Genomic DNA, 20,516 nt, shown 5'->3' with positions numbered 1-20,516 from the left:
GCAATAATGACATAACTTGAAATGTTTTATACGCGATGGGCAGTCGTTAAAGTTGTCGGCAGGACAACTCACAACAGCCCAGGACATTTCATGAAAACCTACAAGATCGCGTGTATTCCCGGTGACGGCATCGGCAAGGAAGTGGTGCCGGCCGGCCAGACCGTGCTGCAAGCGCTGGCCGCCACGCAGAGCAAGTTCAAATTCGATTTCACCTCGTTCGACTGGGGCGGTGACTATTTCCGCCAGCACGGCGTGATGATGCCGGACAACGGCCTGGATGCGCTGCGTGGCATGGACGCGATTTTGTTCGGCTCCGCCGGCGACCCCCACATCCCGGACCACATCACGCTGTGGGGCCTGCGCCTGAAGATCTGCCAGGGCTTTGACCAGTACGCCAACGTGCGCCCCACGCGCATCCTGCCCGGCATCGACGGCCCCCTGAAGCGCTGCAAGGCCGAAGACCTGAACTGGGTCATCGTGCGCGAAAACTCCGAGGGCGAATATTCGGGCGTCGGCGGTCGCGCCCACCAGGGCCATCCCATCGAAGTGGCGACGGACGTCTCCGTGATGACGCGCGCCGGTGTGGAGCGCATCATGCGTTTTGCCTTCAAGCTGGCGCAGTCGCGCCCCCGCAAGCTGCTGACCGTGATCACCAAGTCCAATGCCCAGCGCCATGCCATGGTGATGTGGGACGAGATCGCCCTGCAGATCTCCAAAGAGTTTCCGGATGTCAAATGGGACAAGGAATTGGTGGATGCCTCGACGGCGCGCATGATCAACCGCCCGGCCTCGCTCGACACCATTGTTGCGACCAACCTGCATGCCGACATCCTGAGCGATCTGGCCGCCGCGCTGGCGGGCAGCCTGGGCATTGCGCCCACCGGCAACATTGACCCCGAGCGCCGCTATCCGTCGATGTTCGAACCGATTCACGGCTCGGCCTTCGACATCATGGGCAAGGGCCTCGCCAACCCGGTGGGCACCTTCTGGTCCTGCGTGATGATGCTCGAGCACCTTGGGGAGCCCGAGGCCGCCAGGGTGCTGATGGAGGCGGTGGAAGCCATCACCGCCAACCCGGCGCTGCATACCAGCGACCTCGGCGGCAAGGCCACGATGGCACAGGTCACCGAAGCCGTCTGCGCGCGCTTTGCTGCGGCCCCGGCGCGCCAGGCGGCGTGACGGGACTGACAGACCAGACGGTAAGGGCCTGACGGGCCTGATGGATGACGAGATGGCAACAATCAACAGGAGACAAACCATGAAACAGCTTTTAAGTGCAATCGGCCTGGCCTTGCTGGCCCCGCTGGCCCTGGCGCAAGGCGCTCCGGCAGCCGCCGGGCCCGCTTGCCTCGACAAGAACGTGCTGTACTGGCAGGCCTTTCCGCCAGGCGGCGAGTCCGACCTGTCGGCACGCCACCAACAGGTTGTGCTGAAGAAGAAATGCCCTGCAATTGACACCATCATCCAGTACAAGGCCGGTGCGGGCGGCGGGCTGATGTGGGGCCAGATGAACCAGTTGCCGGGTGACGGGCTGAACGTGGTTGGCATCAACCTGCCGCATATCGTGTTCCAGCCGCTGGAGGGACAGGTACAGTACAAGACGCAGGACATCACGCCGGTGTTCTGGTTCCACTACACGCCCGACATCCTCGTGGTGCCCGAGTCCAGCCCGATCAAGACCTTTGCTGATTTCCTCAGTGCGGCCAAGGCCAAGCCCGGCCAGCTCAGCCTGGGCGGTTCGGGCCTGAACTCGGCCAACCACGCAGCGCACGAACGCCTGAATGCGGCTTTCGGCGTCAAGACCAACTACATTCCCTACAAGGGCACGGGTGACATGGCCACCGCGGTGATCGGTTCCCAGGTCGACGGTGCCATGACCTACACGCCGTTTGCCATCAGCAACAAGACCCGCCTGCGGCCGCTGGCCGTGGCCATGGAAAAACGCCACCCGCTGATGCCCGACGTGCCCACCTTCAAGGAGCTCGGTGTGGACTGGGTCGATGGCGCCTACCGCGGCATCGGTGTGCCCAAGTCAACTCCGCCCGAAGCGCGCAAGCGCCTCTCGGACCTCTGGGCCGCCATGAACAACGACCCAGAAATGAAGGAGCTCGCGGCCAGGAGCGGGTTCGAGCTGGTCAATGTCGGCGCCGATCAGATGGACGCCTTCATGAAAGACAAGGTGCGCCTGTACACCGAGGGTGCGCAGCGCCTGGGTCTGGGCAAGAAGTAGGCCGGGCCGCTGGCATCGGCCCCCCGGAGGGCGATTTTTCTGGAGGGATGGCTAGTGTGGTGTTGCACGCTATCCGGTACATAAAACCGCGTCTTTTCGTCCATGACGGCGTTGCAAATCCGCGCAATAGCGGGGCTATTGCTGTGGTTTGCGCCTTGTCCTGAACAAAAATCCATCGGTTTTATTTGTACCGTCAAGCATGCGACACCACACTAGCGCGGGGTAATTCACTTTTAACCGTGGTGTGGTGTTACAGGCGAGTTACGGCGGCACAATGACGGTCTGGGCGGGACAGCGAGCAGTGCCGGAAAGCAGCGCTGTTCAATCAACTGCCTTCCAATAACCCGCAAGAGACATCCGAATGACCGCACCCAACCCCGCCTCCCAGCCGCGCCAGTTTCTGGAGCATCTCTACCACGCGGCAGTGCAACGTGCGCTGCCTTTGCACAACACGGCCGCGTGGCTGCCCAAGCCGCCCAAGGGCCGGACGATTGTCCTGGGCGCCGGCAAGGCCGGGGGTTCCATGGTGCAGGCGGTCGAGGCCCTCTGGCCTGCTGACGCACCGCTGGAGGGCCTGGTGGTCACGCGCTACCACCATATCCCGCCGCGACCTGCGGGCCTGAAGCAGCGCATCGAACTGGTCGAGGCGGCGCATCCGGTGCCCGATGCGGCGGGCCTGGCGGCTGCGCAGCGCATCCTGGCCATGACGCAGGGTCTGACCGCCGACGACCTGGTGCTGTGCCTGATCTCCGGTGGCGGCTCGTCTCTTTTGACCTTGCCCGCCGAGGGCCTCACGCTGGAAGAAAAGCAGCGCATCAACAAGGACCTGCTGAACAGCGGCGCCAACATTGGCGAGATGAACTGTGTGCGCAAGCACCTGTCGCGCATCAAGGGCGGGCGGCTGGCCGCGGCCTGCGCGCCGGCGCGCGTGGTCACGCTCACCATCAGCGACGTGCCGGGCGACGACCCCTCCATCATCGCCAGCGGCCCGACCGTGCCTGATGCCAGCACCTGCGCCGAGGCCGTGGCCATCCTCGCGCGCTACGGCATCGCGATCCCGGGCGGGCTCATGAGCCTGCTGGAGCAGGGCGCGCTCGAAACGCCCAAGCCCGGCGATGCGGCCTTCAACGGCCATGAGGTCCACATGATTGCCACGCCGCAGCAAAGCCTCGAAGCCGCCGCCGCGGTAGCCAGGGATGCGGGGCTGACGGCCTACATCCTCAGCGATGAAATGGAAGGCGAGTCGCGCGAAGTCGGCAAGGTGCATGCGGCGCTGGCCCGCGCGGTGGCTCTCAAGGGCCAGCCTTTCCAGAAACCTTGCGTGATTCTGAGCGGCGGCGAAACCACGGTCACCATCAAAAAGCAGCCCGACGGCACCCCCAAGGGCAGGGGCGGGCGGGCCGGCGAATTCTGCATGGGGCTGGCGCTGGGGCTGCAGGGGCAAGCGGGCGTGTATGCGCTGGCTGCCGACACCGATGGCATTGACGGCGTGGAAGACAACGCCGGCGCGTTCGTCGCGCCTGACACCCTGGAACGGGCGCTGGCGCAGGGCATGAAGCTGAACCAGTACCTGGACCGCAACGATGCCTATGGCTACTTTGAGCCGCTGGGTGACCTGGTCATCACCGGGCCGACGAATACCAATGTCAATGACTTCCGGGCGATGCTGATTTTGTAGGCTGCGCCACGAGCTTCTTCGGGTTCGCGTCACGGACGCGTTAAAGTGCAGGCTGGCCGCATAAGGAAGCTGCATGTCCATCGACAAACACACACCGCCACCCGCAGGCACCCACGACAAGGTCTCGATCAAGAACACGATCGAGAAGGTCAACCGGCAGGTCAAGATGCTGCGGACTTTCGATGTCTCGGTCGCACGGGATGGCTGGGACTCGGGCATGGAGGCCTTGCAAAAGAAAATCAACGCCACCCTTGCCGACAGCTTCGGCGTGGGCACGCCCGAGTACAGGCAGTACGCCGTGGCGACACAGGATTTCTTCCTGGACAAGACCTTCGGCGACCGCTACTCGGTCGAGGAGCGCCAGCAAAAAGTCAAGCATGGGATCGATCGGGCCATCGCCCATCTGAATGCGGCCAAGAAGCTGCTGACGGAGCGCCTTGAGGGCCGGGCCGCTGCCGCGCCGGTGGTTGCCCCGGCTGTAGAGGCGGAACCGCCACCACCACCACCGCCACCGTCATCCGCACAGGCGCCAGTGGTTGCGTCCACCCCGGCATCGTCGCCTGTACCGACGGGCGCGCCGGTGGCGGCTCCAGCTGCAGAGGCGGAACCACCACCACCGCCGCCGCCACCCGCACAGCCGCCAGTGGCTGCGCCCAGCCCGGCACCGTCGCCTGTATCGACAAGCGCGCCGGCGGCTGCCCCAGCTGCAGAGGCGGAAACTCCGCCACCGCCACCGCCACCGTCCGCATCCGCACCCGCACCCGCACCCGCACAAGCGCCGGTGGCTGCGTCCAGCCCGGCACCGTCGCCTGTACCGACGACCGCGCAGACGCCTTCATCTCCCGCTGTTACCATGATGCCCATGTCCAAAGCCGATTCCGATTCCGCTTCCTCTTCCATCGCAGCGCAGCAAGCCGTGCCCGGTGGGCGCGTGGCCGTCCTTGGCTGGGGCGGCGACGACGCTGCGGGCCAGGCGTGCGAGCTCATGGAGCAACTGGGACTGGAGGCGGCGGTACTCGACGCCGTCTCTGTCGATCAACTCGAGGCTCTGCGCAACGTGGCGTTCCTGCTGCTTCTGCCGGGCGAAGACTCCGAGGCACCGGCAGCCATGCTGGCCATCGGATTCATGCTCGCCGTGCTCGGCCGCAGCCGCATCGTCTGCCTGCAGTCCGAACAGGGGGCATTGCCGGCCGCCTTGAAGGGCGCGACACGTATCACGGTCGACGACACGGGCTTGTGGCGGCTGCTGCTGGCGCGCGAGATGAAGCGGGCAGGCCTGGACGTGGACCTGAACCGCGCCATCTGAGCGGCAGGGCTCCGGCTCAGCCCCTTTTCGCACAACTGCCGGATCTGCGCCGGAATCTCCCAGGTGAACATGCGACCATCGTTCTTGCTGCCAGCGAAGATGCGCACCTCGTCGCACGCCATGATCGGAGTCTCGCCTCGCATCTCCAGGTAGCGCTGCACAAGGCTCCTGCCGTGCCACTTGGCGATCGAGGCATGGATGGAAAGTATGCCGCCGTAGCTTGTGTGGCAAGCGTGGGGGTCCTTGTGCGCAGCGAAGGGCCGCCCCAAGCAAGCACAGCCCCCTCGGGGGGGAGTGCAGTACACAAAGTAACGAGCGTGGGGGCCTTTCTCAGTCGCCCTTGATGTTCCTTGCCTTGATCAGCGCACCGAAACGTGTGCCGTCGAGCGGTCAAGTCCCGTTTCGCAGTCGCCTCGGCCAGACCCATAGCCTGCTTCGCCTTCGAGCACGTTAGCGCGAGTAACAGCAAAGTGGTCGCGTTGCCCTGGAAGAATGCCAAGGGCGTGCCGGGCCAGTGGCCCTTTTTCGTTAGCCAGGGCTCCGGTCTCGTATACCGCCGTGCATCGCAAGTCATAGGTCGGTGCGACGTTGATGCCCGCAGGAGGTTGTCGCCTTGCCAATCAGAACGTTGAACACCATCCAGCGGTAAAACTGCAGTCGCGCTGCTGCCCGGGAGAGCCCATGAACGCTGCTCATGCGCCGTAGCGAAAACCGGCGAGAAAGTTGAGTGCAAAAAAGGTGGAAAATCGTCGCTTTCCTGAGGCGGTCGCGGTGTTGGCGCTCTTCGTCCCGTGCTATCGTCGTGCCGTGCCGTGCCGTGCCGTGCCGTGCCGTGCCGTGCCGTGCCGAGGAGGCGAAGCACGACGAGGAACAGCTCGCCGTTGTGGCGAGGTGCCAGGAGGACCCAAGTGAGCTTGCCATGAGTCAAAACTTCAAAGCAGTCCTAAGACCGAATATTTCACGGTTCGCCCTGGGAATCGGTGTACTCTACGCCGCGCTTGGGGTTCTCTGGATTCTCGCTTCAGACACTTTTGTCACGTCCATCTCTGTCGACCCTGCCTGGCTGGCGACGGCCCAGAGCTACAAGGGCATCCTCTATGTTCTGAGCACCTCCCTTGGCCTGATTTTCCTGGTCAACGCGGGCTACAGGCGGCTCTTCGATGCGCGCAACCGGGCTGAAGCCATGGAACTGCATGCGCGCGACCTGTTCGTGCAACACCCCAAACCGATGTGGGTGTATGACCAGGAGACGCTCGGTTTCCTGGCCGTGAACGAGGCTGCCACGCGGCATTACGGCTATTCGCGTGATGAGTTCCTGCATATGAACCTGAGGGACATACGCCCGGCAGAAGACTTGCCGCTCCTGCTCGCAACCAGGCAGGACGCCTTGGAGGGGCCGCACGACATGGGTGTGGTACGGCACCGCAAGAAGTCCGGCGAGGTCGTCTTTGTCCACCTCACCTTGCATACGGTGCAGTTTCTGCAGCGCAAGGCCGCCATGGTGATGGCCATTGACGTCACGGCAGCAAAGCAACACGAGGCGCAGCGTGCGGCGAACCAGCTTGAGCTGGAGCGGCTGGTGGCGGAACGAACGGCCGAACTGGTGCGCGTCAATGCCGAGCTCGACGCGTTTGCAAGAACTGTCGCGCACGACCTGAAGTCACCGCTGGTCTCCGTGGTCGGGTTCACGCAGATTCTTCAGAAGCGGTATGCCGCTGTGCTGAGCGAGGACGGTGCCAAATTAACCGCCCGCATCGAACGTTCGGCCAAGCAGATGGCCAGCCTGGTCAATGACCTGCTGTCCCTGTCACGGGTGTCCACGACGGTGCTGAACATCATGGACGTGGACCTCGTTCCCATCGCCCAGGACATCATTGAGGAGCTTCAGCAACAGGAGCCCCATCGCAAGGTGTGCTTTGAAGCGCCCGCATCGCTGCATGTGCGCGCAGATGCCGGCCTGGTGCGACCACTGCTGGCCAACCTGCTGGGCAACGCATGGAAATTCACCGGCAAGCGTGACGATGCGCACGTTCAACTGCTGGTGGATGCAGAGGGGGCCGACGTGATTGTTCGGGTTCAGGACAATGGTGTTGGCTTTGATGCGCGGAATACCGAGTTGCTCTTCAAACCCTTTCAACGCTTCCACACCCTGAGCGAGTTCAGCGGAACCGGCATTGGGCTGACAACCTGCCAGCGCATCATCGCCCGGCATCACGGGAGGATTTGGGTGAAATCGACGCCGGGCGGAGGCACATCGGTATTTGTGACTTTTGCGCCGGTGCTCAAACAGCTACCTGCTGAGTGACGGGCCGTGGCTCACGAATGCCCTGCATGGCGGCTTCACAGTGTCGCGGCACTGGAGCAAACGGTTTGAGTCTGATCCCGGTAACCGGTGGATGCGGCAGACGATTGTGGCGCTGTTTTCCGAAGGCTGAGGTCCCGCGGTTATCAGTTATCAGAACCCAGCCGGATGCGGCGTCTGGTTTGCGGGGGGCCTTTGTTCAAGCTGTGCGAACCTGAAACGCCGTGAATCCTGAATCCGGCTACCTATTGCGTCCGCCGTTCTTCCTCGTTCCAGTTCTATGACTCGAAGACCTTGGGCTCTTCGGTCAGGCTGTAGCGCGTGAAAACACGGTTAAGGGCCGGCAGGGGGACCACATCCATTTCCCTGACTGCCGGCTCCATGATGACCATGGCAACCGTTGCCGAGAGGTTTTCATTGCTGCCAGGCCGCGGTGGGCGGCAAACAGCGTAGGGAGCGCCAAAGTTGTCGAAAAATGCATCTTTCAAATCCTGGCGGCCAAGCTTCTCTTTTTTATTCAGCAACTTGCGCACACGCCAGTCCCGGTAGTGGCTGTCCGGCGAATTCGACAAGCCCTTGTCGACCAGTTTGCTTAGGGCGACCGGGCTCATCCAGTGATTGGCATGGACGATCAGGTTGTCGGGGCCGGGATAAATAGGAAACGCCTCATTGGTGGTGCATTCAAAATCGATGCCGAAGCCCTGCGCCATGCCCAGCATGATGTTGTTCGAGCAGGATTTCGGCGTGGTGGCCACTGCTTTCATCGCCAGTGAAAAAATTTCCTGCTCCAGCACTTTTCGGCGAATCAGTGAAAGCGGAACGCCCAGTTGCTGGAAGTCGCGATCCGACTCCAGGTAGTTGGCCGTGATGGAAACGCCTGCGCTGTTGAAGCCGCTGCGGGCAAGGCCGCCGGCCTCCACAAAGGTCAAAAAGTCAGGCCCGTTGTCGTTACGCACGCGTAGCACGATGGACGTTTCCACACACTCGGCGCGCCAATCCCAGTTTTGCCCGTGAAGCAGGTTCCCGCTTGCTGAGCGCTCAGGCAGTATCAATGCACCGGTGCAGCCGTCGCCAGGCTCCAGGTCGGCCTGCTTGACCTTTTCGGCCCGTGCCTTGGCGAGTACTTCGGTGCGGGCATTGATCATCACAATGTCCTGGAAGTCGACGCCGGCCCCTTTCGCAATACCGCGCATCTCGTTCAGGTAATGAGGGGCGAAGCCTTCTATTTCCTTTGCAAAATACGCAATCAGCTGCGAGCGGGCACTATCGCTGTAGCCAAGGTCTATCAGGGTCTGGCCATAAAGACGCGCACTGGCGCGCACGCGGTCAGCGGCCTGCTGCCCGTATTGCAGCCCGCGTGCATGGGGCGCACCCGAAACTGACACAAAAGGAAATTGCTGTAGGGTAGTCATGTGCAAAGCTTGTGAGATGGAAGACCTGCCCGCCCGTTCATGCCACGCGAACGGCAGGCAGTCTGGCTATACAGGAAAGCAGGGGAGGCAGGAGAAGCAGGAGAAGCAGGAGAAGCAGGAGAAAACCGTCCGGAAGGGCGCGGTCACCGATTTCGACAGCGCCGCGACCCGAAGGCGCAGCTGCCGCTGTTTTGGCAAACTGGGCCCCCCCGGCCGGGACGCTGCTCTCTGCTCTCTCTCTGCTCTTTGCTATTTACTGATCCGGGTATTCCAGAGGAGCGGCTTGCCTTCCCATACTGAAAATCCGGTGACCCGTTTACGCACCGCCCATGAATCGGTAACGTTGTACAGAACAACGAGCGGCGTTTTGGCCATCATCAGGGCGTGCAACTGGTCGAACAGGACCTGGCGTTTTTTCGGATCGGCTTCGGTGAAGCTCTGGTCGATCAGTTTTTGCGCGGCCGGGTCATCCCATACCTTGCGCGGCTGCTTTTCCTTCTTGCCGGAGAACTGCTCATAGCTCAGGGCCGGGTCCAGGCGCGAGGAATAGGTGAAGGAACTCATCTGGTAGTTGCCGCTGTTGTAGCGGTCCAGCTGGGTCGCCCATTCGAGCACCTCGATCTGCGCATTGATGCCAACGGCCTGCATCATGGCCTGGCTCATCACGGCGACAGAAAAGCTCGGCAGGTGAGCGCGCTTGTTGGCCTGGATCACGATGGGCTGGCCCTTGTAGCCGGCTTCGCGCAGCAGCTGCCTGGCCTTGGCGGGGTCGTAGCGGTAGCCTTTTTTCTGGGCCGCGGTGTAGTAAGCCGAGGTGTCCTGGATGGCCGAGTTGTTGACGCGGGCCAGGCCTTCGGACGAGGCCGCGACGATCTGGTTCATGTCCAGCGACAGCGCGATCGCCTGGCGGATTTTTTCGTCTTTTAGCAGCGGGTCATTGGTTTGCATCAGCAGCGTGTTCTTGCCCGCATCGACTGCGGCGACCACGCTGAGATTTTTGTTGCCCTTGAGCTCCTGCACATCGGACGAGGTGATCTGGCCGGCGTCGATGGCGCCGGACTGCAGGCCGGCCTTGGAGGTCGACATGTCGGGCACGGTCAGGAACTTGACCTGTTCGACCAGCGGTTTCTTGAGGCCGAGGTAGCCGTCGGGCTTGGTGCCGGGGGGCGACTGGTAGTCGGCAAACGCGCTCAGGGTCACGTACTCGCCGCGCTTCCATTCATCGAACTTGAAGGGGCCGGTGCCGACGGGCTTGTCCCAGCTGCCATCTTCCTTGACGGATTTCTTGTTCAGGATGGCCGTCATGCCGCAATCGGTACGCGCCAGGTTGTCGAGGAAGACCGCCGAGGGACGGTCCAGCTGCATCACCACTGTCTGAGCGTCGGGCGCCGTCACCGATGTCACCTTGATGCCGGAGCGGCCGTCGAATTCGCTGAGGCAGCGCCAGTCGGTTTTGGGGTCGGTGTAGCGCTTCCAGCTCCACAGCACGTCGGCCGAAGTCATGGGCTCGCCGTTGTGAAACTTGAGGTTGGTACGCAGCTTGAAGATGTAGGTCAGGCCGTCGGGGCTGACGACGATGGAGCGCGCCAGCAGCGGGCCGACGGTGCCGTTCTCGTGGTAGCCGACCAGGCCTTCGACGATGTTGAGCACCACGCCGTCGGTGGTGTTGTCGCGGTTCACGCCGGGATTGGTCGAGCGGATGTCGGCCGGCTGCGCGACCACGATTTGCGCCGTCTGGGCCTGGGCCGCGGTACAGGCCGCCAGCACGGCGGTGCTCAGAAATTTCAATCGCATCGAAAGCATGGGAAGCTCCTTAAGAATCGGAAATCGAACGGAAAGAGGTTAAACAGGGGGTTACAAGGCAGGTTGTAGGGCAGGTTGCAGGGCGCCCGCTGGCGCATCGGCTTCGTCAAAACGCCACTTGAGCTGCATGCCGCCCTGGCCGGTGGGCGTCAGCGCGGGAATCGCCGAGAGCAGCTTGCGCGTGTAGGCATGCTGCGGACGGTCGAACACCTCGTCGCGGTTGCCTTGCTCGATGATGCGGCCGGCCTGCATCACGATCACGCGGTCGGCCACCTGCTCGACCACGCCGAGGTCGTGGCTGATGAAGAGGCAGGCAAAGCCGTGCCGCTCCTGCAGCTCGGCCAGCAGCGCCAACACCTGGGCGCGCACGGTGACGTCGAGGGCCGACACCGGCTCGTCGGCGATCACGAAGGCCGGCTCGCGTATCAGCGCCCGGGCAATCGCCACCCGCTGGCGCTGACCGCCCGAGAGTTCATGCGCGTAGCGCGCCGCATGCCTCGGCTCCAGCCCGACTTCGTCGAGCATTTTGGCCACACGCGATTGTCGTTCGGCCGAGGAAAGGCCGGGCACCAGGCGCAGGCCTTCGCCGACCAGCTGGCCTATGCTCATGCGCGGGTTTAGTGACGAATACGGGTCCTGGAACACCATCTGGCAATTGAGCCGGTAGTCCAGCCAGCCCGCGTCGCTGCGCGCAATCGAACGCCCGCGAAAACGGATATCGCCCTCGGTCGGCTTGATCAGGCCGGCAATCGCGCGGCCCAGGGTGGTCTTGCCCGAACCGGAGCCGCCCACCACCGCGACGATCTCGCGCGGGCGCACCACCAGGTCAATGCCGTGCAGCACGCGCTTGGCCGTGGACTTGGCGAACAGCCGGCGCTTGCCTGGGTAGTCGAATACGAGATTGCGCACTTCGATGACGGGCTGCGCGTCGGCAATCGTGCGCGCGGCCTGCCGGCGCGGGATGGCCTCCAGCAGCTTGCGGGTGTAGGCCTGCCGCGGGCCGGCCAGCAGGGCGGCCGTGTCGCCGGCTTCGACGACTTCGCCCTGCTGCATGACGATCATGCGCTGGGTGTAGCGCGCGACCATGGGCAGGTCGTGGCTGATCAGCAGCACGGCCGTGTTGTGCTCGCGCGTGAGCCCGACCATGAGTTCCAGCACGTCGCGCTGCACCAGCGCGTCCAGCGCCGTGGTCGGCTCGTCGGCGATCAGCAGCGCAGGCTCCAGCAGCATGACCGAGGCCAGCATCATGCGCTGGCGCATGCCGCCCGAGAACTCATGTGGCCAGGCGGCGAGCGCGGCCTGCGGGTCGGTGATGCCGACGCGCGCGAGCATGGCCAACGCCTTGTCGCGGCGCGCGGCCGGCGAAAGTTCGGGCCGGTGCAGGGCCAGGCCTTCATCGAGCTGGCGGCCAATCGTCATCGACGGGTTGAGCGAGGTCATGGGCTCCTGGAACACCATACCGATGCGGGCGCCGCGCAGCTTGCGCAAACGCGCATCGCCGGCCGCCGCCATGTCTTCGCCTTCAAACAAAATGCGCCCTGCGCTGCGCACCAGCGGCGGCGGCGTGAGGCCCATGATGGCCCGGGCCGCCTGGGTCTTGCCGCTGCCGGATTCGCCGACGATGCCGACGATTTCGCCGGGCGCGACGATGAAGGAGACATTGCGCACGATTTCGCGGCCGTCCTTGCCGATGGACAGGCTCAGGCCGGAGACATCCACCAGATGCGTCATTCGATACCCCTCATGCGCGGGTCCAGCAGGTCGCGCACCGCGTCGCCCAGGAAGTTGATGCCCAGCAGCGTGAGCGCGATGCACAGGCCCGGGAAGATGGAAAGGTAGGTCGCCTGCGCCATGAAGGGCCGGGCCGCGGCCAGCATATTGCCCCAGGTCGGCGCCGGCGGCGGCACGCCCAGGCCCAGGAAGGACAGCGAGCTTTCCGCGAGGATGACCCAACCGAACATCGAGGTTGCGAGCACCGTCAGCGGCGCCACGCAGTTGGGCAGCACGTGGCGGAACATGGTGTAGAGCTCCGAATTGCCGAGCACGCGCGAGGATTCGATGAACTCCTTTTCGCGCAGCGACATCACCGTGCCGCGCACGATGCGCGTGACCGACGGCGTGTAGGCCAGGCCGAGCGCCAGGATGATGCCGTACTTGTTGGCGCCGAAGACGGCCAGCAGCGCCAGCGCCAGCAGCAGGCCCGGAAAGGCCAGCAGGGCGTTGATGAAGGCCATGACGATGCGGTCGGTCCAGCCGCGCACAAAGCCGGTCAGCACGCCGATGGCCGTGCCTATGGTGATGGAGAACAGCACCGTGAGGAAGCTGATCCACACGCTGTTGGAGGCGCCAGCCATCAGGCGCGAGAGCTCGTCGCGGCCGAACTCGTCGGTGCCGAACCAATAGGTTGAGCTGGGCGGCTTCAGGCGCGCCATGAAGTTGATCTTGAGCGGCTCGTGCGGCGTCCAGAAGAAAGCCAGTACGGCCGCCGCGAGGATCAGCCCCACGATGATGAGGCCTATCAGGGCCTGCGGGCTTAAAAACTTTTTCATTCCGCGAGCACCCTCGGGTCGAAGATCGGATAGCAGAGGTCGATGACCAGGTTGGTGACGACGTAGATCACGGCGACCAGCAGCAGGCAGCCCTGGATCACCGGGTAGTCGCGCGCGAAGATCGCGTCGACCAGCAGGCGGCCCAGACCGGGGATGGTGAAGACAGTCTCGACGACGGCCACGCCGCCCAGCAGGTTGCCCAGCACCAGGCCGATCAGCGTCCAGGTCGGGCCGAAGGAGTTGCGAAACGCGTGGTGCACCAGCACGGCACGTTCCGACAGACCCTTGGCCCGGGCATGGGTGATGTAGTCCAGCCGCAGCACCTCCAGCGTGCTGGCCCTGGCCATGCGGATCAGCACGCCGATCTCATGCAGGAACAGCGTGAGGATGGGCATCAGGAGGTACAGCAAGCCCGACTTCCAGTCGTTCATGATGGAGACATAGCCGACCACGGGCAGCCATTCGAGCTTGAGGCCGAAGAACAGCAGCAGCAAGAGGCCCAGCCAGAAAGTGGGGATCGAGACCAGCAGGGTCGCCGTGCCGACCAGCATCAGGTCGGGCAGGCGATTTTGCTTCCAGGCGGCGATCATGCCGGCGGGCACGGCAACCAGGGTGGCGAAGAACACGGCAATGATCACAATCTGCGCGCTGACGAGAAAGCGGCTCAGCACCAGGTGCAGCACGGGTTCGCCGGTGTTGATGGAAACGCCGAGGTCGCCGCCCAGCACGTGGCGGCCCCAGATGGTGAATTGCACCGGCCAGCTCTTGTCGAGGCCGAGTTGGGCGCGCAGGTCGGCCAGCCGGACCGGGTCGGCGAGATCGCCCAGCAGAAGCTGCGCCGGGTCGCCCGGGATAAGCCGGATCAGTACGAAAACGGCCACCGCGACGATCAGCAGCGTCGGTATGGCCATGGCGAGACGGGACAGCGCAAAACGCAGCATGAGGGCTCTTCCGTTGTCAGTGGAGTGGCTGAAGTAGGTGAAGTGCTAAAAGTGGCTAAGGCCGCTTAGCGGCTGGCTGCCCGCAGGCGGCGCAGCGTGGCCGCAAAGAAGTCCTGCACCTTGTCCACACAGGCCAGGCCGTTGTGCGGCACGTTGTCCACCAGATCCAGGTGCACCTGCACACCCGCCGCCTCGAAGGACTTGCGCAGGGTTTCCAGCCGCTCCGGCCGGGTGCGCCCGGCATCGTTGGCGCCGGGCATAAAGAACTTGCCGCCTGCCTGGTGGGTGATTTCCCAGGTTTCCAAATCGGCCTTGCCCGCCACCATGTGTACCGGCAAGGCTTTCAGCGCATCCAGGTTCAGCGGCTGGCCGAATTGGCGGGCAAAGTCGCGCACGCCGACCCACCAGTCCTGGTTGAAATCGAGCAGGGTGACCGAGCCCGGCGCGCCGATCGACAGCGCCCACAGGCGCTCTGGATGCAGCAGGCCAAAGCGGTTGACGAACTGGCCGCCGCCCGAATAGCCGAACAGCGCGAATCTGGAAAAATCAGCGCGGAACTTGGTGGCGACTTCGTCCACCATATCCAGCAAGATCCGGTCGTAGCGGATATCGGCTTCCTGCAGGTGTTTGAAGCCGTCGCGGTTGCCGTCGCCCTGGGGTCCGGCGGGAAACAGCGGGCACAGCACGATGCAGTCGTTCCATTTGGCAAATTCGGCAAACGCATCGCGGTATTCGGTGAATGCGCGGCCTGTGCCATGCACGACCACGACCAAGGCCTTGGGATGCTGCTCATTGCCCGACGTGGGCGGCGCGTAGGTGCAGTAGGAAAAGCGCGGGTCGCTGCGCGACGCAAAGATGGTGCTGTGGCCCAGGTCGTAAATCGCCTCGGCGCGTTGTGCGCCAAAGGCATCGGCGGGAGTGTCGGCGCGGGCTGTCGGGGAGAGCAAATCAGGCATAAATAGTCAGGTTAAAAAGGGCCATAAGGGCCATAAACCTGCACTGGACGGCGCTGCGCGTGAGCACAATTGCATGTCAAACAACAGGTTGGTGAGCCATTGTTCTCCATCCAATCTAAAAAATATATCCATATTTTGTTTTGCAATGCTAAAGTTATTCTTTAGTATTTTGGGCCCAACAATGGGTTTGTTCCCTTGAGCACCATTCGATTTCTCAGAACCTTTCTGGCTGTGGCACAAGAGGGCTCTTTCGCCGCGGCCTCCGAGCGGGTCGCTTTGACGCAAGCTGCCGTCGGACTGCAAATGCGGGCGCTGGAAGCCGAGCTGAACACCGGGCTGTTTGAACGGTCGGGGCGCGGCGTGCTGCTGACGGTGGCCGGGCGCGCCTTGATCGCCCATGCGGAAAAAATCATTGCCTGTTATGAGCAGATGCGCGAAGGCCTGGAGGAAGAAAACGAGATCGCCGGCACGGTGACTGTGGGTTCGACGGTTTCGGCCATGGGCCTGCTGTCCAATACGGTGGTCGCCATGAAGCCGCGGTTTCCCCGCCTGAATGTGCGCCTGGTGGTGCAGGAGTCCAGCGGTCTGGCCCAGAGTGTCATCAGTGGGGCGCTGGATGCCGCGGTCATGATCGAAGGCCCGCCGATGGAACGCCAGGGCTTGCTATGGACACCGCTGTACGTGGAGCCCTTGACCCTGGTGGCCAGTTCGCTGGTGGCCGGGCCCGACAGCGACATCAAGAAGCTGCTGCGCGAAAACCCGTTTTTACGTTTTGATCGCCGCACCCCCAGCGGTATCCGTATCGAGCAGACCTTGCGCAAACTGGGTCTGATGCCGCAAGACTTTCTGGAGCTGAGTTCGGTGTCCAGCATCATCGATCTGGTGCGCCAGAATGTCGGCGTCACCGTCGTGCCGCACTGGAGAAATGCCGACTGGGTGAACGACCCTACATTGCGCGTCCTGCCGCTACCGGGCCGTCCGGCGACACGGCAGATCGGCATGCTTGAGCAGGGGAAGCGTGAACACATTACGTCCGTGATCCGTCAACATCTTGTGAGTCTTCTTGCGAAGAAAGCGCCTCTCCAGTTAAAAAATTGAGTTTTTAACCAGCGGGATGCGCCTGCGCCCCGAATGTGTGCCTGGAAGCGCCGGCCGGGAGCTGATCTGCTCCGCGGCCAACAGTGGACCTAAGTCCCTTCAGGCTTGATCGCGGCGCGGGCGATCACGGGCTTCCACCGCGCTTGTTCGGACTTGATGAAAGCGTCGAACTCGGCGCCCGTGTTGCCCACGGCCAGCGCGGTTTCCTGGGCCAGCTTTTCCTTGACCACGCTTCCACGGGCGGCTTTGATGGCCTCGGCTTCGAGCTTGGCAATATGGGCCTTGGGCCACTTGCTCGGGGCCAGCAGTCCGTACCATTGCGTCATCTCGAATCCCTTGAAGCCCTGTTCGGCCACGGTGGGAACGTCGGGCAGCTGCGGCAGGCGCTGGGCGGTACCGGTGGCGATGCAGCGCAGTTTCCCGGCCTTGATGAATTGCAGCAGGGCTGGAGCGCCGACCGACGCAGCCTGCAGCCGGCCGGACATCAGGTCGGTCAGCATGGGGCCGGTGCCGCGGTACGGGACGTGCACCACGAAGGTGTCGCTGACCAGCTTCAGGTACTCGAAGGCCAGGTGGCCCGCGCTTCCGTTGCCGGCAGAGCCATAGTTCAGCTTGCCTGGCTGGCCCTTGGCGTAAGCGATGAAGTCCTTGAGGTTTTTCACCGGCAGGTCGGGGTGCACCACGTACAGGCTCGGCACTTTGGACACCAGGGTGACGGGCACAAAGTCCCGGTTGGCGTCATAAGGCAGCTTCGGAAAGATGTAGGGGTTGATGGCCAGGGTGCCGATGTGGCCCAGGATCAGGGTGTGGTCATCGGTGCTGTTGGCAACTTCCTGCATCGCGATGTTGCCTGCCGCGCCCGGCTTGTTGTCCACGAAGACGTTCTGGCCGATGGTCTTGGCCATTTCGCCGGCCACCGCCCGCGCGACGATTTCAGAGCTTCCGCCCGGTGCGAATGGCACGACCAGGCGCAGCGGCTTGGCAGGCCATGCGGCCTGGGCGCGTGCCTGGGGCAGCCAGAGGCTGGAGGCTGCTGCGGTGCCGGCCATCAGCAGGCTGCGGCGGTTGAGGGTCAAGTCGGTCATGGAAGTCTCCTGGAGTTTTGAGAATGCCCGCTATCGTGCCCGGGCGAACCTAACAATTGCCTTTCAGTCCTGCAGCCCGGTCGACCCGATAATCCCTGACATGCGAATCCTGTTGGCTGAAGACGAGCACGCCCTGGGCGAGTGGCTGACCAAGGCACTTGAACAAAGCGGTAACCGCGTGGACTGGCGTGACGACGGCCGCCTGGTGGAGCGTGCGCTGGTGGATCACGACTACGACGCGGTGGTGCTTGATCTCGGTCTGCCCGGCCGCAGCGGCGATGAGATCCTGCGCCGGCTGCGTGCGCAGGATAAACGCTTGCCGGTCCTGATACTGACCGCCCGTGACTCGCTCGCCGACCGGGTCAACGCGCTCAACGAGGGCGCGGATGATTTTCTGGTCAAACCGTTTGCGCTGGCCGAACTGGAAGCCCGGCTGACCGCGCTGGTGCGCCGCGCCCGCGGCAGCGAGCATCCGCGCTTTGCCTGCGGCCCGCTGCTGTTCGACACCGTGTCGCGCCAGTTCAGCCTCGGCTCGGAGAACCTGCCGCTTTCGCCGCGCGAGCATGCGCTGCTCAAGGCCCTGATCCAGCGCAGTGGGGAGCCGCTGTCGCGCCAGCAGGTGATGGACCGCGTGTTCAGCGACGAGGAGGACGTGCAGCCCAGCGTGATCGACGTACTGGTGCACCGGCTGCGCAAGCGGCTTGACCACAGCGGCGTTCGCATTCAGACCTACCGGGGCTTGGGCTATGTACTGGAACTGGATTCGCCGGGCCAGCATTAGGGTCAGGCTGCTGGCCCTGTTGCTGCCCACGATGGCGCTGGTGACGGCGGCCAGCCTGTGGCTGACCCGCGCCGATGCCGTGGCTTCAGCCAATGCGGCCTACGACCGCTCGCTGCTCGGCGCCATCAAGGCGCTGGACCTGAATGTCTCGACGGCCTCGGGCGGCTTGTCCGTTGAGCTTCCTTACCGCCTGTTCGAATTTTTCCAGCTCACGGCGACGGGAAACGTCTATTTCAGGGTGGCCACAGCCGACAGCCTGGTGGAAATCGGCAATCCCGATCTGCCGTCGCCGCCATCGGCCTTGCGCGCAGGCCAGCCGATGTTTTATGACGCCACCTATTTTGGCGAGTCGGTGCGTGTGGGCGCTTTCATGCGGCCGCTGGAGCAGCCCCTGAATGCAAGCGGTGATCCGCAACTGGTGATCCAGGTCGCCGAGAGCACTTCATCGCGCGAGCAATTCACCGCCAGTTTCGTGCGGCGTGCCGCCTGGCGCGACGTGCTGCTGCTGGTCGTGATGGGCCTGGCGGTGGTGATGGGGCTGACGGTGGCCCTGCGCCCGATGACGCGCCTGGCAGTGCAAACGCGGGCCCGGGAGCTTGACGACCTGCGTCCCTTGCAAACGGCTGATTTGCCCAACGACATCCGGCCCCTGGTTGATGCCGTCAACCAGCAAATGGCGCGCACCGAACAGCTGGTGGCCGAGCGCCGGGGCTTTGTCGACGATGCCTCGCACCAGCTTCGCACCCCGCTGTCCATTCTGCGTGCCCAACTCGACTATGTGCTGCGCGAGCCGGACCCGGCGCGGCGGCAACTGGCCCTGCAGGCGCTGTCCGAAGAACTGGGCAATGCCATCCGTGCCACCAACCAGTTGCTGACCCTGGCGCGCAGTGACGCGGCCACGCCGCAAAGGGAAAAGTTTGACCTGGGTAGATTGGCGCGGGAAGTGGCGCTGGAGTTGCTGCCCCTGGCGCGGGCACGCGGCGTCGATTTTGGCGTGGAAGTGCAGGCCGAAGCGCTTGAGGCCGAGGGCGACCGCAGCCTGCTGCAGCAGGCCCTGCTCAATATTGCCCACAACGCGATCCAGCATGGCCGCGAACAGGGCACGGTCACGTTGCAGGCGGCGGCCGACGCGCTGGGCTTCAGCCTGCAGGTCATCGACGACGGCGGCGGTATTGACCCCGAGGTGCTGGATCGGATCGGCCAGCGTTTTGTCAAAAGCCGGGGCAGCCGGGGCTCCGGCCTGGGGCTGGCCATTGCCCGCTCGGTGGCCGAGCGCCACGGAGGCCGCCTGCGCATTGAGCCGACGCCAGCGGCCAACGGCACCTGCGTTGCAATATGGTGGCCCCGATCATGAAACGCTTTCCCGTCCTGCTGAGCCTCCTGCTTCTGTTCCTGCTGTTCCTGCTGGGTCTTGCCGGCGCACCGGCCCATGCGGGCGCGCTGGAGGGCGCGCGCTGCATCGCACCTGCCAAGCCTGGCGGCGGGTTTGACCTGACCTGCCAGCTGGCGCGCGCCACCTTGCAGGAGGCGGGCCTGACCCGCGCGCCGCTGTCCATTGCCTATCAGCCCGGCGGCATAGGTGCCCTGGCTTTCAAAAGCGTGGTGACGCAAAGGCCGGCCGATGGCCAGGCCATCGTGGCGTTTTCCTCGGGCTCGCTGCTGAATCTGGCGCAGGGCCGCTTTGGTCCCTACACGGCGCGCGACGTGCGCTGGATTGCCAGCCTGGGGCTGGACTACGGCGTGATTGCCGTGCGCCGTGACGCCCCGTTCCAGACGCTTGGGCAATTGATGAGCGCACTGCGTGAGTCACCGAACCGCATCGTCTTTGGTGCCGGCGGATCCATCGGCAGCCAGGACTGGATGAAGGCGGCGCTGCTGGCCCGGGCTGCCGGCGTGAGCCACAAGGTGATGCGTTTCGTGGCCTTTGAAGGCGGCGGAGAAGCGTTGACCGCGCTGCGCGGCGACCATGTTCAGGTCCTCGCCGGGGATGCCGCCGAGGTGGCCCGGCAGATCGATCAGGGCGCGCCGGTCCGGGTGCTGGCCGTGCTGGCGGCGGAGCGCCTGCCGGGTCGCTGGGCCCAGGTTCCCACCGCCAAGGAGCAGGGCTTTGACATTCGCTGGCCCATCGTGCGCGGGGTTTATGTGGGGCCGGCGGTCAGTGAGCGGGAGCAGCGCGACTGGGTCGACGCACTGGCCCGCGCGATGGCGCATCCGTCCTTTCCCCGTGAACTGGAACGCGCCGGGTTTCAACCCGGCGGGCTGACTGGCGCGGCGCTTGACGCGCTCATCGACAAGCAGATCGCGGAATACCGCCAGCTCGCCCGGGAGTTTGGCGTGTCCCGCTGAGCTTGGGAAGCGCTGGCCAGCGGCATGAT

General features: G+C 64.0%; 16 protein-coding genes. 9 read left to right on the top strand and 7 right to left on the bottom strand.

What is annotated here, in order from left to right:
* Positions 1-90 precede the first annotated feature (90 nt).
* The 5 genes from AC1DS5_RS09360 (at position 91) to AC1DS5_RS09340 (ending at position 7,519) form a co-directional block, all read left to right on the top strand.
* Positions 91-1,179 (top strand): tartrate dehydrogenase, encoded by a 1,089-nt coding sequence (locus tag AC1DS5_RS09360; RefSeq protein ID WP_477717973.1) that lies wholly within the window; start codon positions 91-93, stop codon positions 1,177-1,179.
* Between the two features lie 79 nt (positions 1,180-1,258).
* On the top strand, positions 1,259-2,230 hold the full coding sequence (locus AC1DS5_RS09355) for a tripartite tricarboxylate transporter substrate binding protein (protein ID WP_477717972.1): 972 nt from the start codon (positions 1,259-1,261) through the stop codon (positions 2,228-2,230).
* Positions 2,231-2,591: 361 nt separating this feature from the next.
* Positions 2,592-3,908, top strand: coding sequence for a glycerate kinase type-2 family protein (locus tag AC1DS5_RS09350; protein WP_477717971.1), 1,317 nt, complete (start codon positions 2,592-2,594; stop codon positions 3,906-3,908).
* 73 nt (positions 3,909-3,981) lie between these two features.
* Positions 3,982-5,214: a hypothetical protein gene (locus tag AC1DS5_RS09345; RefSeq protein ID WP_477717970.1), complete on the top strand. Its 1,233-nt coding sequence runs from the start codon at positions 3,982-3,984 to the stop codon at positions 5,212-5,214.
* A 919-nt stretch (positions 5,215-6,133) separates the two neighbouring features.
* A complete protein-coding gene (locus AC1DS5_RS09340; protein ID WP_477717969.1) occupies positions 6,134-7,519 on the top strand; it encodes a sensor histidine kinase in 1,386 nt (461 codons plus the stop codon).
* Between the two features lie 275 nt (positions 7,520-7,794).
* Here the strand turns inward: AC1DS5_RS09340 and AC1DS5_RS09335 are convergent, their stop codons facing one another.
* From AC1DS5_RS09335 to AC1DS5_RS09310, 6 genes are all read right to left on the bottom strand, one after another.
* Entirely contained in the window at positions 7,795-8,928 is a 1,134-nt protein-coding gene (locus tag AC1DS5_RS09335) for a C45 family autoproteolytic acyltransferase/hydolase (RefSeq protein ID WP_477717968.1), read from the bottom strand.
* 249 nt (positions 8,929-9,177) lie between these two features.
* A complete protein-coding gene (locus AC1DS5_RS09330) occupies positions 9,178-10,731 on the bottom strand; it encodes an ABC transporter substrate-binding protein (protein WP_477717967.1) in 1,554 nt (517 codons plus the stop codon).
* 51 nt (positions 10,732-10,782) lie between these two features.
* A complete protein-coding gene (locus tag AC1DS5_RS09325; protein WP_477717966.1) occupies positions 10,783-12,462 on the bottom strand; it encodes an ABC transporter ATP-binding protein in 1,680 nt (559 codons plus the stop codon).
* Positions 12,459-13,280 (bottom strand): ABC transporter permease, encoded by an 822-nt coding sequence (locus tag AC1DS5_RS09320; protein WP_477717965.1) that lies wholly within the window; start codon positions 13,278-13,280, stop codon positions 12,459-12,461. Before AC1DS5_RS09320 ends, AC1DS5_RS09325 begins: the two co-directional genes overlap by 4 nt.
* Positions 13,277-14,221 (bottom strand): ABC transporter permease, encoded by a 945-nt coding sequence (locus AC1DS5_RS09315; RefSeq protein ID WP_477717964.1) that lies wholly within the window; start codon positions 14,219-14,221, stop codon positions 13,277-13,279. The genes AC1DS5_RS09320 and AC1DS5_RS09315 overlap by 4 nt, the downstream gene beginning before the upstream one ends.
* Positions 14,222-14,286: 65 nt before the next feature.
* Positions 14,287-15,177, bottom strand: coding sequence for an alpha/beta hydrolase (locus AC1DS5_RS09310; protein ID WP_477717963.1), 891 nt, complete (start codon positions 15,175-15,177; stop codon positions 14,287-14,289).
* 195 nt (positions 15,178-15,372) lie between these two features.
* On the opposite strand from AC1DS5_RS09310, the gene AC1DS5_RS09305 reads away from it, so the two are divergent.
* A complete protein-coding gene (locus AC1DS5_RS09305) occupies positions 15,373-16,275 on the top strand; it encodes a LysR family transcriptional regulator (protein WP_477717962.1) in 903 nt (300 codons plus the stop codon).
* Between the two features lie 89 nt (positions 16,276-16,364).
* On the opposite strand, the gene AC1DS5_RS09300 is transcribed toward AC1DS5_RS09305, so the two are convergent.
* Entirely contained in the window at positions 16,365-17,360 is a 996-nt protein-coding gene (locus AC1DS5_RS09300; protein WP_477717961.1) for a Bug family tripartite tricarboxylate transporter substrate binding protein, read from the bottom strand.
* Between the two features lie 100 nt (positions 17,361-17,460).
* Here AC1DS5_RS09300 and AC1DS5_RS09295 point away from each other — a divergent pair, with 100 nt between their 5' ends.
* From AC1DS5_RS09295 to AC1DS5_RS09285, 3 genes are read left to right on the top strand one after another with little or no spacing between them, the layout of a single operon-like run.
* Positions 17,461-18,141: a response regulator gene (locus tag AC1DS5_RS09295; protein ID WP_477717960.1), complete on the top strand. Its 681-nt coding sequence runs from the start codon at positions 17,461-17,463 to the stop codon at positions 18,139-18,141.
* Positions 18,107-19,495 (top strand): sensor histidine kinase, encoded by a 1,389-nt coding sequence (locus AC1DS5_RS09290; protein ID WP_477717959.1) that lies wholly within the window; start codon positions 18,107-18,109, stop codon positions 19,493-19,495. The genes AC1DS5_RS09295 and AC1DS5_RS09290 overlap by 35 nt, the downstream gene beginning before the upstream one ends.
* Positions 19,492-20,487 carry a tripartite tricarboxylate transporter substrate binding protein gene (locus tag AC1DS5_RS09285; protein ID WP_477717958.1) on the top strand — a complete coding sequence of 332 codons (996 nt, stop codon included), beginning with the start codon at positions 19,492-19,494 and terminating at the stop codon, positions 20,485-20,487. Before AC1DS5_RS09290 ends, AC1DS5_RS09285 begins: the two co-directional genes overlap by 4 nt.
* Positions 20,488-20,516: the final 29 nt, after the last annotated feature.

This window comes from Polaromonas sp. P4_H1 (assembly GCF_056400945.1).
Note: the sequence above shows the minus strand (reverse complement) of the source record. Positions and strands in the feature narration are given on the sequence as shown.

What these genes read in the sequence shown, in the direction of transcription:
- AC1DS5_RS09295 (WP_477717960.1), top strand. Translation starts at nt 17,461, where the DNA reads ATGCGAATCCTGTTGGCTGAAGACGAGCACGCCCTGGGCGAGTGGCTG.
- AC1DS5_RS09350 (WP_477717971.1), top strand. Translation starts at nt 2,592, where the DNA reads ATGACCGCACCCAACCCCGCCTCCCAGCCGCGCCAGTTTCTGGAGCAT.
- AC1DS5_RS09360 (WP_477717973.1), top strand. Translation starts at nt 91, where the DNA reads ATGAAAACCTACAAGATCGCGTGTATTCCCGGTGACGGCATCGGCAAG.
- AC1DS5_RS09355 (WP_477717972.1), top strand. Translation starts at nt 1,259, where the DNA reads ATGAAACAGCTTTTAAGTGCAATCGGCCTGGCCTTGCTGGCCCCGCTG.
- AC1DS5_RS09330 (WP_477717967.1), bottom strand. Translation starts at nt 10,731, where the DNA reads ATGCTTTCGATGCGATTGAAATTTCTGAGCACCGCCGTGCTGGCGGCC.
- AC1DS5_RS09300 (WP_477717961.1), bottom strand. Translation starts at nt 17,360, where the DNA reads ATGACCGACTTGACCCTCAACCGCCGCAGCCTGCTGATGGCCGGCACC.
- AC1DS5_RS09325 (WP_477717966.1), bottom strand. Translation starts at nt 12,462, where the DNA reads ATGACGCATCTGGTGGATGTCTCCGGCCTGAGCCTGTCCATCGGCAAG.
- AC1DS5_RS09310 (WP_477717963.1), bottom strand. Translation starts at nt 15,177, where the DNA reads ATGCCTGATTTGCTCTCCCCGACAGCCCGCGCCGACACTCCCGCCGAT.
- AC1DS5_RS09290 (WP_477717959.1), top strand. Translation starts at nt 18,107, where the DNA reads ATGTACTGGAACTGGATTCGCCGGGCCAGCATTAGGGTCAGGCTGCTG.
- AC1DS5_RS09285 (WP_477717958.1), top strand. Translation starts at nt 19,492, where the DNA reads ATGAAACGCTTTCCCGTCCTGCTGAGCCTCCTGCTTCTGTTCCTGCTG.
- AC1DS5_RS09340 (WP_477717969.1), top strand. Translation starts at nt 6,134, where the DNA reads ATGAGTCAAAACTTCAAAGCAGTCCTAAGACCGAATATTTCACGGTTC.
- AC1DS5_RS09345 (WP_477717970.1), top strand. Translation starts at nt 3,982, where the DNA reads ATGTCCATCGACAAACACACACCGCCACCCGCAGGCACCCACGACAAG.
- AC1DS5_RS09315 (WP_477717964.1), bottom strand. Translation starts at nt 14,221, where the DNA reads ATGCTGCGTTTTGCGCTGTCCCGTCTCGCCATGGCCATACCGACGCTG.
- AC1DS5_RS09320 (WP_477717965.1), bottom strand. Translation starts at nt 13,280, where the DNA reads ATGAAAAAGTTTTTAAGCCCGCAGGCCCTGATAGGCCTCATCATCGTG.
- AC1DS5_RS09335 (WP_477717968.1), bottom strand. Translation starts at nt 8,928, where the DNA reads ATGACTACCCTACAGCAATTTCCTTTTGTGTCAGTTTCGGGTGCGCCC.